The sequence below is a fragment of the Comamonas sp. A23 genome (assembly GCF_004522605.1).
GTDB classification, from domain to species: domain Bacteria; phylum Pseudomonadota; class Gammaproteobacteria; order Burkholderiales; family Burkholderiaceae_C; genus Comamonas; species Comamonas thiooxydans.
This window is the reverse complement of record NZ_RSDT01000008.1, coordinates 20,473-33,001: the sequence shown is the minus strand read 5'-3', so window position 1 is coordinate 33,001 and position 12,529 is coordinate 20,473. Positions and strand designations below refer to the sequence as shown.

12 protein-coding genes are annotated in these 12,529 nt (G+C 58.6%); 6 read left to right on the top strand and 6 right to left on the bottom strand.

Annotated features, from left to right (window positions below; genetic code table 11):
- Positions 1 to 3: 3 nt before the first annotated feature.
- Complete coding sequence (locus tag EIC84_RS17510) at positions 4 to 723, top strand: RNA polymerase sigma factor FliA (RefSeq protein WP_003065501.1); 720 nt, start codon at positions 4 to 6, stop codon at positions 721 to 723.
- 253 nt (positions 724 to 976) lie between these two features.
- Here the strand turns inward: EIC84_RS17510 and EIC84_RS17505 are convergent, their stop codons facing one another.
- The 5 genes from EIC84_RS17505 to EIC84_RS17485 all read right to left on the bottom strand — a co-directional run bounded on the left by EIC84_RS17505 (position 977) and on the right by EIC84_RS17485 (position 6,605).
- Positions 977 to 1,276 (bottom strand): flagellar protein FliT, encoded by a 300-nt coding sequence (locus tag EIC84_RS17505; RefSeq protein WP_003059178.1) that lies wholly within the window; start codon positions 1,274 to 1,276, stop codon positions 977 to 979.
- A gap of 3 nt (positions 1,277 to 1,279) precedes the next feature.
- Positions 1,280 to 1,693 (bottom strand): flagellar export chaperone FliS, encoded by a 414-nt coding sequence (gene fliS, locus EIC84_RS17500; RefSeq protein ID WP_003065498.1) that lies wholly within the window; start codon positions 1,691 to 1,693, stop codon positions 1,280 to 1,282.
- 93 nt (positions 1,694 to 1,786) lie between these two features.
- On the bottom strand, positions 1,787 to 3,202 hold the full coding sequence (fliD, locus tag EIC84_RS17495; RefSeq protein WP_003065496.1) for a flagellar filament capping protein FliD: 1,416 nt from the start codon (positions 3,200 to 3,202) through the stop codon (positions 1,787 to 1,789).
- Positions 3,203 to 3,358: 156 nt separating this feature from the next.
- A complete protein-coding gene (locus tag EIC84_RS17490; protein WP_034362090.1) occupies positions 3,359 to 4,852 on the bottom strand; it encodes a flagellin in 1,494 nt (497 codons plus the stop codon).
- Positions 4,853 to 5,135: 283 nt separating this feature from the next.
- Positions 5,136 to 6,605, bottom strand: a complete 1,470-nt coding sequence (locus EIC84_RS17485; protein WP_003065492.1) for a flagellin — start codon at positions 6,603 to 6,605, stop codon at positions 5,136 to 5,138.
- A 382-nt stretch (positions 6,606 to 6,987) separates the two neighbouring features.
- On the opposite strand from EIC84_RS17485, the gene motA reads away from it, so the two are divergent.
- The 4 genes from motA (at position 6,988) to EIC84_RS17465 (ending at position 10,031) form a co-directional block, all read left to right on the top strand.
- On the top strand, positions 6,988 to 7,848 hold the full coding sequence (gene motA, locus EIC84_RS17480; RefSeq protein ID WP_003065488.1) for a flagellar motor stator protein MotA: 861 nt from the start codon (positions 6,988 to 6,990) through the stop codon (positions 7,846 to 7,848).
- 42 nt (positions 7,849 to 7,890) lie between these two features.
- The gene (motB, locus tag EIC84_RS17475; protein WP_003065486.1) at positions 7,891 to 8,958 is read left to right on the top strand and encodes a flagellar motor protein MotB; all 1,068 of its coding nucleotides are present in this window, start codon (positions 7,891 to 7,893) and stop codon (positions 8,956 to 8,958) included.
- 65 nt (positions 8,959 to 9,023) lie between these two features.
- Entirely contained in the window at positions 9,024 to 9,410 is a 387-nt protein-coding gene (gene cheY / locus EIC84_RS17470) for a chemotaxis response regulator CheY (RefSeq protein ID WP_003065483.1), read from the top strand.
- Positions 9,411 to 9,413: 3 nt separating this feature from the next.
- Entirely contained in the window at positions 9,414 to 10,031 is a 618-nt protein-coding gene (locus EIC84_RS17465; RefSeq protein ID WP_003065480.1) for a protein phosphatase CheZ, read from the top strand.
- 187 nt (positions 10,032 to 10,218) lie between these two features.
- On the opposite strand, the gene fliE is transcribed toward EIC84_RS17465, so the two are convergent.
- A complete protein-coding gene (gene fliE / locus EIC84_RS17460; RefSeq protein WP_003065477.1) occupies positions 10,219 to 10,527 on the bottom strand; it encodes a flagellar hook-basal body complex protein FliE in 309 nt (102 codons plus the stop codon).
- 173 nt (positions 10,528 to 10,700) lie between these two features.
- Here fliE and fliF point away from each other — a divergent pair, with 173 nt between their 5' ends.
- Entirely contained in the window at positions 10,701 to 12,407 is a 1,707-nt protein-coding gene (gene fliF / locus EIC84_RS17455) for a flagellar basal-body MS-ring/collar protein FliF (protein WP_003065474.1), read from the top strand.
- Positions 12,408 to 12,529: the final 122 nt, after the last annotated feature.

The following is a 12,529-nucleotide window of genomic DNA, read 5'->3' as shown; positions in this document are numbered from 1 at the left end:
GCCATGTACACCGCCAAAGGCCAACTCGACCGCGACGCGCTGATTCGTCAGCATGTGCCGCTTGTGCGTCGAATTGCCTTGCACATGATCGCCAAACTGCCACCGAACGTCGAACTGGATGATTTGATCCAGGTCGGCATGATCGGTCTGGCCGAAGCGCTGTCGCGCTTCGAGAGCGAGCAAGGCGTGCAATTCGACACCTTCGCCAGCCAGCGCATCCGTGGCGCCATGCTGGACGAACTGCGCGAAGGCGATTGGATGAGCCGTAGCTCGCGCAAAAGCCAGAAGGAAATCGAGCAGGCGCTCAATCGCCTGGAGCAGCGTCTGGGCCGGCCCCCGCTGGAGTCGGAAATCGCGGCCGAGCTGGGCATGGCCCTGGACGACTATCAGTCCCTGCTGGGCAAGGTGCGCGGCACGCAGCTTGTCTATCTCGAGGACATAGGCGGCGGTGACGGCGACGATGGCGACGACTATCTGGAGCGGCATGTGGCCGACTCGGGTGCCGACCCCTTTGCCCTGCTGCGCGACCATCGCATGCGCTCCGCGTTGGTAGAGGCCATCAAGGCCCTGCCGGAGCGTGAGCAATATGTGATGGGCATGTACTACGAGCACGATATGAACCTCAAGGAAATTGCCGCCGTGCTTGGCGTGACCGAATCGCGGGTCTGCCAGCTGCACAGCCAGGCCATCGCCCGCCTGCGCACCAAGATGCGCTCGCATTGATCACTGAAACGGCTCGCAAGGAGCGGGCCGTTCACCACAACAGACGCCGCCGCGCTGGCAGATTGCATCTGCCCACGCGGCGGCTTTGCTTTTGTGACGCAGCCTGGCCGCATTCTGGTGCTTCGCTATCGATAGCTTGTGGCGTTCTGCGGCATTGGGTTCATGGATGCTTTGATCGATCACCTGTCGTCGTTGCAAGCAAAAAGCCCTGTTGCATCGCTGCAGCAGGGCTTTTTGTTGAGTGGTTTTGCAATCAGTGCATCACATGCGGCTGACCGTCGAACATATGCTCGAAACTTGCAAGCCAGGGCTCGGCCAGCACGCGAATCTGGGCATCGTTGCGCAAGATGCGCTGCATGATCCGCGCCTTTTCCTTGCGCAGTTCGGGCGCCAGCTTTTCATCGCGCGAGCGAAAGCGCAGCTGCTCGATCAGCACGGCACAAGTGCCCTCATAGCGCGCAACACCATCCCAGTCCTTGGCCTGGGCGGCCTGCAGCATCTTGGCACTGCTCTCCTCTATGGCGCGGTAGAAGTCGATCAACGTGTGCTCCATTTTTTAGGCAGCAGCGGGTGCTGGTGCATTGGTTATTTCATTCCAGCCCTGTGCCACCGTGCTCACAAGGCCTGCGACCTCATCGACCATGCTGGCGTCGTTGCGGGCATTGGCCAGGGTCAATCGGGTAGTGCAGTACTCATAGAGCGAGGCCAGGTTGCCGGCCAGCTCGCCCCCTTTTTCGCGATCCAGCGCGCCCAGCAGGCCCTCCTGCAGAATGCGCACAGCCTTGCCGATATGGCGCACTTTCTCATTGATATCACCGCGCTCGATCGCACCGCGTGCCGCATGGATGGAGGCAAGCAGGCCATCAAACAGCATCTTGATCAACTGCTGAGGCGATGCGCTGTCCACCATGGATTGCACACCCACCTGACGGTAAGCCGACATTGCGCGCGCATTGGCTGGGGAAAACATCACAAAACTCCTTTGCTGCAGTTTCTCAAATTACTGTTCTTCTTATCGGCCGACTCAGGGGGCAATTAAGTCCTTTCTGCAGGCTTCAACGGCTTAGCTGCTGGACTTGTTCCATGTTGTCACTTGCTGGGCGACGTAGGTATCCAGGGCTTTCAGGCTGGCCATCTGCGTATCCAGGCGCGAATACTGGGCACGCAAGCGCGCTTCATAGGCAGTCACGCGCGTAGTCTGGCGTTCCTGGTCGGCCGTATTGCGCTTCAAGGCATTCTTGAGAGTCTCGTCCTTGGTCGAGAAGGTGCCGCCAGTGGCCAGGAGACCGCTTGTGAAGTCTTTGAGGCGCACTGCCAGGCCATCCTGGTTGGCATCGGCAACGTCTGCTGTGAAGAACTTGGACATGCTCTCCGGGTCCTTGAGGGCCTTGTCCAGCTTGGTGTCGTCAATCTTGAGGGTGCCGTCTGTCTGAAAGGCAATGCCCATCTGCGACAGGCTGGTGAACGCACCACCTTCTCCCCCGGGGCCTGAGAGCAAACGACGCATTGCAGACTGGAGGTTGATGGCGGTTGAATCGCCTTGCAAGGTGCCAGCCGTCTTGCTGTCCTTGTCATAGGCAGTCATGGTCTTCAGGGCGTTGCTGAGTGCGTTATAGGACTCCACCAGATTTTTCAGCGCCGTCTTGGCCGTTGCCGTGTCATTGGCAATGGTGATGCGCACCGGTGCAGCGTCTTTCGCTGACTTTTGCGCTACCGTCAACGTCACACCCGCCGCCACCTCTTCAAACACATTGGTGTGCGAGGCCATGTCAATGCCGTTGATCTTGGCCAGAGTGTCCTGCGCCTCAACGGAGCGCTTCATGGTTCCGTCGCTGCCGTTGTAAGCAAATTGCTGCAGCCCTGCGCCTTCAGCCTCCACCGAAAAGGCAGAGTTCACGCCCGTGGTCTTGGATTGCAGCACCAGGCGCTCGCCCGTGTGGTCCTTGAGGACAGTGGCACTAACATCGCCCTTGGCGGCATTGATCTTGGCCGCAATCTTGGCCAGAGAGTCATCTTCGGCGGTGATCGTGACCTCGAAGCTGACGTCCTTGCCATCTTTGGTATTGGGTGTCAGTCCATTGGTGCCAAAGGTTCCCATGGAAATCGTCAGCTTGCCAGGTCCCAGAGTGGTTCCACTGGCAACCAAGCCGGAGCCAATGGTCTGGCCTGCCGCCATCTGCGACACTTCCACGTCATAAGTGGCTTGCACGGCACTGGAAGTTGCCGTGCCTGTCACTTGGGCAGAGTTGGAAGAGGTCAGCGTATTGCCAAGCCAGGTGGCAGGCTTGGTCAGCTTGTCCAGTTGATCCTGCAGATTGGAGATTTGTGACTTGAGCTGGCTAAAGGCCGAGATCTGGGTATTGATGCCAGTGGCCTTGGTCTGCAGCGCCGCGATGGGCTTTGATTCCAGTGCCACTAATTTCGAAACAATGGTTTCGACTTCCAGGCCGCTGCCAATACCGACTGAGCTGATACCCATACAAAACTCCCTCTGCGCAGGACGGAAGGCGTTTGGCACGCCTGGCTTGCGTCATTGAACAAACGGCGCTTCTCGCGCCGTCTTTATGGACAGTACTACGCATTGTGTTTCGGCAGGCCGAAACAGAACTTGAGTGCGAAATATCAAGTGCCGGTATCAGCCTTGCAGCAGCTTGAGCACTTGCTGGGGCAGCTGATTGGCCTGTGCAACCATGGCTGTGCCGGCCTGCTGCAGAATCTGTGTCCGGCTCAGATTGGCGGTTTCTGCGGCAAAGTCCGCATCCATGATGCGGCTGCGGGAGGCGGACAGATTTTCCGAGTTGACGCTCAGGTTTTCGACCGTGGTTTCAAAACGGCTTTGCACGGCACCCAGCGTGGCGCGAGCGCCATTGACGGCCTTCAAGGCCGCATCCATCGCCAAGATGGCGTTATCGGCGGACTCAGCTGATTTGATATCCATCTGAGCAAAGCCTACTTCCGGTTTTCCGGCAGTGAACTTTGTTGTTGTTTCGCTTAGTCCTGCATCTGCAGATTTCGGACCAGCTACTGTGACATCGGTAGTGCCTATTAGGGTTAAGCGACCTCCTACAAATGATGCCTTAACAGAGCCATCTGGAAACGCTGCTTCAATCTTGTCCACTAGTTGCTGACCACGATCTACAGCACTTGTGTCTTCGTCAAGCAGGATATTCTTACCGTTGATGGTCAAGTCTCCTGCCACATAGGCAGGAAAAGCGGTGCTTCCCTTGACCGCCGCTGGGTTTGAGCCAACTCCAAAGTCTGCAGCAGCAAACGAACCTAGTGCAGCGGTTGTCTCGATATTGAATGATGTTCCATCCGCTTTCGTGAATACCAAGTCTCCGGTGGCAGCCTTGCCAGAAAAGGTGATGCCCGCGGTACGCAGCTCATCTTTCTTTGCAGAGAGTGCTGTGTCGACGTCGGTTGCTTGAATTTCACCAGCTGCTGCTGTTGTTTTGTTGATAATCTCAATGCCACCTACAACAAGCTTGGCGTTTCCTGAGGCCGTTGCGAGAGAGAATGTGCCGGAGCCAGCAGCCGTCGTTGTAGTTGGAGTTGCAACACCTGACTTCAACGTGTTTCCCTTAACAGTCGCGGGGACATCCACACTGTTCCAAGAACCTAGCGCATCAACATTGGCATCCACAATGGCACTTACATCGATTGTCTGCCCCTGATTTGCGCCAACTTGGAATGCCATGTTGGTGAAAGACCCGTCCAGCAACATAGTGCCGTTAAAGCTTGTCTGTTGAGCAATGCGTGAGACCTCGGCCTTAAGTTGCTGGACTTCAGCATCTAGTGCTGCTCTGTCTTCGTCAGAGTTTGTTGCATTGCGAGATTGGACTGCCAGCTCGCGGATACGTTGTAGGTTGCCGCCCAAAGAACTCAGCGCACCTTCCGCTGTTTGTGCCAAAGAAATGCCGTCGTTGGCATTACGCATGGCCACGGTCAAACCTCGTACTTGCGTGGTCATCCGCTCGGAAATTGCAAGGCCTGCCGCGTCATCTTTTGCACTATTGATTCGCAAGCCCGAGGACAAGCGCTGCATGGATGTAGCCAGCTGGCTTTGGGAGTGACTCAGATTGCGCTGCGCATTGAGAGACTGGATATTGGTATTGATGATGGCTGCCATGGCGTGTGCTCCTGTTTCAAGCCAGTAAACCGGCGACGTACTAGCCGTTTTCACGACCAGCGACGGCGCTGGCCCACGTGACCGGAAACACGGACGAAGTCTGGTATTCCGGGTACGAGGATTGTTGGAGCAAGCCATGCAGAACATAAGATCGATAAGAGGCCTAAAGCACCGCTATTTCTGCAATTGGCGACGGTTTATCGGATGCAAAAGGCCTCCCAAAGGAGGCCTTGTCTGCCGTGAGTTTTGCACCCGTTGATGGCGGGTGTGCCTTATGGCTTGATTAACGCAGCAGTGACAGCACGCCCTGGGGCAGCTGGTTGGCCTGAGCCACCATGGCGGTACCTGCTTGCTGCAGAATCTGCGAGCGGCTTAAATTAGCGGTTTCTGCAGCAAAGTCCGCATCCATGATCCGGCTCTTGGAGGCCGACAGGTTTTCGCTGTTCACGCTCAGGTTGGACACCACGGATTCAAAGCGATTCTGGATGGCGCCCAGATCAGCACGAGCCGAGTTAACTGCTTTTAAAGCGGCATCCATAGCAATGATTGCATTGTCTGCACCGCCAACAGTAGAGATATCGACTCCTTCGAAGCCTGTTTCATTCTTTCCCGCCACGAAGGTTTTGGTCCCAGCTGTCAGGCCAAACTTTGATGGATCACTTCCAGCGATTACCAAACTTTGGTTGTCGCTTGTAACTGTTAACTTGCCGCTTGAAAAAGACGCCTTTACAGAGCCGTCTGCGAATGCGGATTCGATTGCTGACGTGATTTTCGATCCGAAGTCGGCCACAGATGTCGAATCTGTTGTGACGTCAATTGCCTTGCCGTTAATTGTGAGTGATCCGGCAGCGATTGCAGGAAATGCAGGTGAACCATTGGTAATGCTTCCGGTGGCCTCCATGCCAGGCATGCCCATTGCCGTGTTGGTGATCGAGAAGTCAGTGCCATCTCGCTTAATAAACTGCAGAGTGCCGGCAGCAGCAGTTCCGATAGCGCTAATGCCTTTAGCCGCCAAAGCATCTTTGTTGTTTGCGACAGCTGTATCGATTTCACTCGCAGTCAGCAAATTACCAGCTGTAGTAGTGCGATCAATCAGCGTTACTCCATCAACGTCCAATTTTGCAGCGCCCGCCGCAGGTGCTGCAAACGTGCCGCTTGCTGTAGTGCTGGTTGCAGTTACGTTGCTCGCTTTGATTACAGAACCTTCAGCAGTTGCCGCGATATCAACACTTTGCCATGTGCCGAGTTGTGAAGTGCTTGCATCAACAATAGAGTCAATATTAATTATCTGACCTTGATTAGCGCCAACTTGAAATGCTTTCGATGTGAAAGAGCCATCCAGCAGCTTGGTGCCGTTGAACGAAGTATCGGTGGAAACCCGGTCAATTTCGCTCTTGAGCTGGACAACTTCTTTTTGCAGGGCTGCGCGGTCTTCGGTGGAGTTGGTTGCATTGCGCGATTGCACAGCCAGTTCACGGATACGCTGCAGATTGCCGCCGATGGTGCTCAGTGCGCCTTCAGCCGTCTGGGCCAGCGAAACGCCATCATTGGCATTGCGCTGTGCCTGGTTCAGGCCGCGAACCTGGGCGCTCATACGCTCGGCAATGGCCAGGCCGGCTGCATCGTCCTTGGCGCTGTTGATGCGCAGACCCGAGGACAGGCGCTGCATGGAGGTCGACAGCGAAGATTGCGAGGTGCCCAGGTTGCGCTGTGCGTTGAGCGACTGGATATTGGTGTTGATGGTCATTGCCATGATGCGAACTCCTTGATGCGATCAAAACGTCGCCGCCACAGTGACCTGAAATATTCAGGGTGGGCGGCGGCGGCAGCCCAATCCAGCACCCCAGCCTGCAGTTCCTTGATATTTGCTGCTGTGGCTCGCTGGTGACAGGGCTTTGTTTCCCTGTTGAAGCTGTTATCGGAGCCATCCCGCAAAAACTTTAGAGAGTTCTGCAAATATTTTTCGGGATGTAACAGAAGCGGGAGCTCTGCCTTGCTTGCAGGCTGCCTGAGCCTTCAAGTTGTTGCTTGGCTCGGAATTACCCTACATAACGACGGCTAGCTGCCGATCTAGCTTCCAAACGCCCAGCTTTTTGCGCCTATGGCGGGGCTTCTGCAACTTCACAATCGGCAACATGCTTGTTCTCATCGGTTATATCGTCGCCTTCGGCTGCATCTTCGGCATGTATGTGCTGCACGGCGGCAGCGTGGGCGTTCTTGTCAAGGCGCTGCCGTTCGAGATGGTGACCATTGGCGGTGGCGCCCTGGGCGCTTTCATCGTCAGCAACCAGCCCAAGGTGCTCAAGGCCACGGCCAAGGCGATCCCTTCGGCGCTCAGGCCCTCGCGCTATAACAAGGCGCGCTATATGGAAGTGATGGCGCTTCTGTACGAGCTGCTGCAGAAGGCGCGCAAGGAAGGCCTGATGTCGATCGAGTCCGATGTGGAAGATCCGCAGTCATCGACGGTGTTTCAGAACTATCCGCAGCTGATGGCCGACCACCATGTCGTCGAGTTCCTGACCGACTATCTGCGCATGATGGTCTCGGGCAATCTCAACTCGCATGAGATCGAGGCGCTGATGGATAGCGAAATCGAAGCCCATCATGCCGAGGCCCATGCGCCGGTAATGGCACTGAATCGTCTGGCGGGCGCCTTGCCGGCCTTCGGCATTATTGCGGCTGTGCTGGGTGTGGTGAACACCATGGCTTTCGTGGGGCAGCCCCCTGCGGTGCTGGGCGGCATGATTGCCTCGGCGCTGGTGGGTACCTTCCTCGGGATCTTGCTGGCCTATGCGCTGGTGGAGCCCATGGCTGCGCTGCTGGAGCAGCGTGCCCAGGATGCGGCCAAGGAGTTCGAGTGCATCAAGGCGACGCTGCTGGCCAGCATGCAGGGCTACAACCCGGGCACGGCCATAGAGTTCGGCCGCAAGGTGCTGTTCTCGACCGAGCGCCCAGGCTTTCTGGAGCTGGAGTCGCACGTCAAGGGCAAGAAGTGATGAGTGCCTGCTCTCGCCAGGATCTAGTGATGGAGTGCTGCAATGGCTGACAAGAAGCTGCAGCCCATCATCATCAAGCGCGTCAAGAAGACCGCCCATGCCCACCATGGTGGCGCCTGGAAGATTGCCTATGCCGACTTCGTGACGGCGATGATGGCCTTCTTCCTGCTGATGTGGCTGCTGGGCTCGACCGCTCAGGGCGAGCTGCAGGGGATTGCCGCGTATTTCAATTCGCCGCTGAAGGTGGCCATGTCGGGCGGCAGTGGTGCGGGCAACAGCTCCAGCATCGTGCCGGGCGGCGGCAACGACCTGTCCAAGGTACACGGCCAGGTGCGCCGCTCCGAGTCCGAAGACAATGCCAACCGCCGCTCCAGCCAGGCCATGGGCCGGGCCGATGAGTCCGCACGCGACGCACAGCGCCTGCATGCGCTCAAGGCCAAGGTGGACAGCATGATTGCCAATAATGCGCGCCTGAACGAGTTCCGATCGCAGATTCGCACGGAGATCACGCATGACGGCCTGATGATTCAGATCGTCGATGACCAGAACCGCCCCATGTTCGATAGCGGCAGTGCCGTGGTCAAGCCCTATATGCGCGACATCCTGCGCGAGATCGGTGCGGCCATGGGCAATGCGGAAAATCGCATCAGTCTCTCGGGGCACACCGATGCCGCGCCTTACGGCAATGCCGATCGCGGCTACAGCAACTGGGAGCTATCGGCCGACCGCGCCAACGCTTCGCGCCGCGAGTTGGTGGCTGCAGGCATGCCGCTGGACAAGCTGGCGCGCGTGGTGGGCATGGCCAGCAGCGACCTGCTGCTGCCCGAGGAGCCGCGCGCGGCGCAGAATCGCCGCATCACCATTACCGTGCTGACCAAGGAAGCCGAGCGCCGTGTGCTGGGCAATGACAAGGAGCGCAGCATGGAGCAGGTGACTAGTGCCGAGGAGGCTGCCAGCACGATCAACCAACCCAAGGCCCGGCGCGCAGCCCCCAGCGCTGTCGACAGGCAGTCTCTGGATGCCAAGGAAGAGTTTGTTGTAACAAACCCTGAAGTTGCCACGGAGACTGTCGAAAAGCCTGACAATGCACGTCCAATGCCGGGAGGTTGACAAATTGTTACCATCACGGCTGAAAACTTGTTCCCACGCACCTATTCCGACCGAAAGGGCCTCTCGTGGCTAATGCCCTGCGATTTTTGATTGTTGACGACTTCTCCACCATGCGCCGCATCGTGCGCAATCTGCTCAAGGAGAGTGGCTTTGCCGATGCCGATGAGGCCGAAGATGGTGTGGTTGCCATCACCAAGCTGCGTGCTAGCAAGTTTGACTTCGTGGTGACCGACATCAATATGCCGAACATGAACGGCTTTCAGTTGCTGAGCGAAATCAAGCAGGATGAAAAACTCAAGCATCTTCCGGTGCTGATGGTGACCGCCGAAGCCCGCAAGGAAGATATCGTGGCTGCCGCCCAGGGCGGCGCTGCCGGCTATATCGTCAAGCCCTTCACCAAGGCCACGCTGGAAGAGAAGGTCAATCTCATCATCAAGAAACTCGATCTCTGAGTCATGAGCAGCGACCAGGCTTCCGCCAACGTCCACTACAAGATTGGCGTGCTCACGCGCCAGTTGCATAACTCGCTCAATGAGCTGGGTTATGCGGATCGTTTGCGCGGCAGTGCGGGGGAGCTTCCCGATGCGCAAAGCCGTCTGTCCTATATCGCCCGTCTGACGGGGGAAGCTGCCAACAAGGTGCTGGGTCAGGTCGAAGTGACGCAAAACCGCCAGGATGCGCTGGCCGAGCGCACTCGCGCCATGCGTGCAGAACTCATCAAGGATCCTGTAGCTGCAGTGGCCAAGGGGCGCGTGATGAACTATCTGCAGGAGGTGGAGGAGGGCACGGAGCAGACCAATAGCCATCTGACCGAGATCATGATGGCGCAGGACTTTCACGACCTCACCGGTCAGGTGATTGCTCGTGTGGTGGCGCTGGCGGCCGATCTGGAGTCGCAGCTGCTGGAGCTGCTGATTCAGACTTCGCCGGATGCTGCGCAGGCACCGGCCCTGGCGCCTGTGGAAGCCGCGCAGCCCAAGCTGGCCGGCCCGGTGGTGGATCCCGAAAACACGACAGACGTGGTGACCTCGCAGTCCCAGGTGGATGATCTGCTGGCCAGTCTTGGCTTTTAAAAATATAGCTGCTTGCGCTTTGTAGGCAAGTGCTTGAGCCAGAAAAGCCCGATCTTATAAAAGGATCGGGCTTTTTTATTGGGCGCTGCCAGGAGGGCGGAGCGCAAAAAGCCCGCATGTCATCACAACATGCGGGCAAGCCTTGGAGGGCAATCTGCCTTTTGAGCAGTGTGCGGCGTCGCGCCGATCACACCTGCATATTCATTACATCGGAGTAGGCCTGCACCAGGCGGTTGCGCACATGAAGCGTAGCCTGAAAGCCGATCTGCGATTTTTGCATGGCCACCATGGTCTGCTCCAGGCTGACGGCGGGGTTTTCCAGCTGCACTTCGCGCTGCAGCTGGCCGGAATGGTTTTGAGCGGCGCTCACCGATTGCAGTGCATTTTGCAGAGCCTGGCCAAAGCCGCCGGCCACGGGCGCAGTGCCGGCGCTGCCGACCTTGGTGAGCTGGTTGCCCAGTTGAGCGGGGTTGATTGCTGGGATCTTCAGGTCCATATCTTTATCCAACTGGCTTGGTGAGTTGGAGGTGATCGTAGGTTTTTCGCTTGATCGCAGACGGGCAATAAGTGGGTGAATCGGCTTGCTTATCGGGGGAACGCCGCCGGCCCGAGTCCGAATAATCCACTGGACGCTAGACCTCGTGTGGGGTCTGACACCATGGAATCAAGATGTCTGCTGTAGCTGAAGTACCTGTCCCCAATGCCGTGCCCGGTGCCACGTATGCGCCCCGCCCTGCGCTTGCGCAGCGCTGGAATGCGCTCGACCGTGGCCAACGTCTTCGCTGGGGCGCGCTGGCGGCCTTGGTCGCTGTAGGCTTGGTGGCGGCGGCGGTGTTCTATCGTCAGCCCGATTACAAACTGCTGTTCTCCAATGTCAGCGACAAGGATGGCGGTGCCATCGTGGCGCAGCTGACGCAGATGAACGTGCCCTACAAGTACAGCGAGGGCGGCGGCGCCATTCTCATCCCCGCAGACCGTGTGCACGATGTGCGCCTGAAGCTGGCCACGCAAGGCCTGCCCAAGGGCTCGGTGACGGGCTTCGAGCTGATGGAGAACAGCAAGTTCGGCATCACCCAGTTTCAGGAACGTCTCAATTTCCAGCGCGGTCTGGAAGGCGAGCTGACCCGCTCCATCCTGGCGCTCAATGCCGTGCAGAGTGCCCGCGTGCATCTGGCCCTGCCCAATCAGAACGGATTTTTTCGCGAGCAGCAAAAGCCTTCGGCCTCCGTGCTGCTGAGCCTGCATCCGGGTCGCATGCTGGACCGTGCGCAGATCGCGGGCATCGTGCATCTGGTGGCCTCCAGCGTGCCCGAGATGGAGCCTGCTGCCGTCAGCGTGGTGGACGACACCGGCAAGCTGCTGTCGCAGTCGCCTGACGGCAATGCCGGCGGCGTGGACATGCAGCAGTTCCTCTACACCCAGCAGGTGGAGCAGCAATATGTGCGCCGCATTCTGGACATTCTGGAGCCCGTGGTCGGCAAGAACAATGTGAAGGCCCAGGTTTCGGCCGAGCTGGACTTCAGCCAGACCGAATCGACTTCCGAACAGCATCGTCCCAACCAGTCTGCAGACGGCGGGGCCGTGCGCAGCCAGCAGGTGATGGAGACCAATGGCGAGAAGACGGCCACTCCACCTACCGGCGTGCCTGGCGCGACCAGCAACCAGCCACCCCAGAACTCCACCGCGCCCATCAACGGTGCCAATCCTGCGCCGCAGGCTGCTGGTGCAGGCCAGGGCAATGGCCAGGGCAACAAGCGCGAGTCCATCACCAATTACGAAGTGGACAAGACCGTCAGGGTCACACGCGGCAGCACCGGTACCGTCAAGCGCCTGACGGCTGCGGTGGTGGTCAATGCACCGCTGGCTGCTGCGGCCGGCACCGATGCGGCGACAGCGGCAACGGCAGCCGCAGTCAGCTCCGGCCTGCGCCCACTGACAGCCCAGCAGCAGGAGCAACTGCTCACGCTGGTGCGCGAAACCGTGGGCTATAGCGCCGACCGCGGCGACTCGGTGAACCTGGTCAGCGCTCCCTTCATGGATAGCGGCGCCGCACCGGCCGAGCTGCCGATGTGGAAGGACCCCGAAATTCAGGCCATGGCCAAGAGCCTGGGCGTGCCGATTGCGCTGGCTCTGTTTGGTGCCCTGGTGCTGCTGGGCCTGGTGCGCCCCTTGCTCAAGGGACGCAATACCGGCCCCGGCGGACAGCTCAATGCCATTGAAGCCGAGGCGCTGGATAGACCTGCTCTGCCCGCACCTGCGAAGGAGCTGTCGCCGACCAAGGAGCAGGAACGACTGGATCAGGCTCGTCATCTGGCCAAGCAGAACCCGATCGCGGTGGCGAACATCGTGAAGACATGGATTAACGGTGAGGGGTGACGAAGTCACCCCCTGAGGCGCGTTGCGCCTTCCCCCTCTCTCTTTGGGAGGGGGGCGATGCCCTCGCTGCGGGGCGGCGGGGCCGCCTAGGCCCTTGCTCGGCATCCCCGGCATGGGACGGT

What these genes read in the sequence shown, in the direction of transcription:
- EIC84_RS17510 (WP_003065501.1), top strand. Translation starts at nt 4, where the DNA reads ATGTACACCGCCAAAGGCCAACTCGACCGCGACGCGCTGATTCGTCAG.
- fliD (WP_003065496.1), bottom strand. Translation starts at nt 3,202, where the DNA reads ATGGGTATCAGCTCAGTCGGTATTGGCAGCGGCCTGGAAGTCGAAACC.
- fliE (WP_003065477.1), bottom strand. Translation starts at nt 10,527, where the DNA reads ATGGACCTGAAGATCCCAGCAATCAACCCCGCTCAACTGGGCAACCAG.
- EIC84_RS17490 (WP_034362090.1), bottom strand. Translation starts at nt 4,852, where the DNA reads ATGGCAGCCATCATCAATACCAATATCCAGTCTCTCAATGCGCAGCGC.
- EIC84_RS17485 (WP_003065492.1), bottom strand. Translation starts at nt 6,605, where the DNA reads ATGGCAATGACCATCAACACCAATATCCAGTCGCTCAACGCACAGCGC.
- motB (WP_003065486.1), top strand. Translation starts at nt 7,891, where the DNA reads ATGGCTGACAAGAAGCTGCAGCCCATCATCATCAAGCGCGTCAAGAAG.
- fliF (WP_003065474.1), top strand. Translation starts at nt 10,701, where the DNA reads ATGTCTGCTGTAGCTGAAGTACCTGTCCCCAATGCCGTGCCCGGTGCC.
- motA (WP_003065488.1), top strand. Translation starts at nt 6,988, where the DNA reads ATGCTTGTTCTCATCGGTTATATCGTCGCCTTCGGCTGCATCTTCGGC.
- EIC84_RS17505 (WP_003059178.1), bottom strand. Translation starts at nt 1,276, where the DNA reads ATGGAGCACACGTTGATCGACTTCTACCGCGCCATAGAGGAGAGCAGT.
- EIC84_RS17465 (WP_003065480.1), top strand. Translation starts at nt 9,414, where the DNA reads ATGAGCAGCGACCAGGCTTCCGCCAACGTCCACTACAAGATTGGCGTG.
- fliS (WP_003065498.1), bottom strand. Translation starts at nt 1,693, where the DNA reads ATGTTTTCCCCAGCCAATGCGCGCGCAATGTCGGCTTACCGTCAGGTG.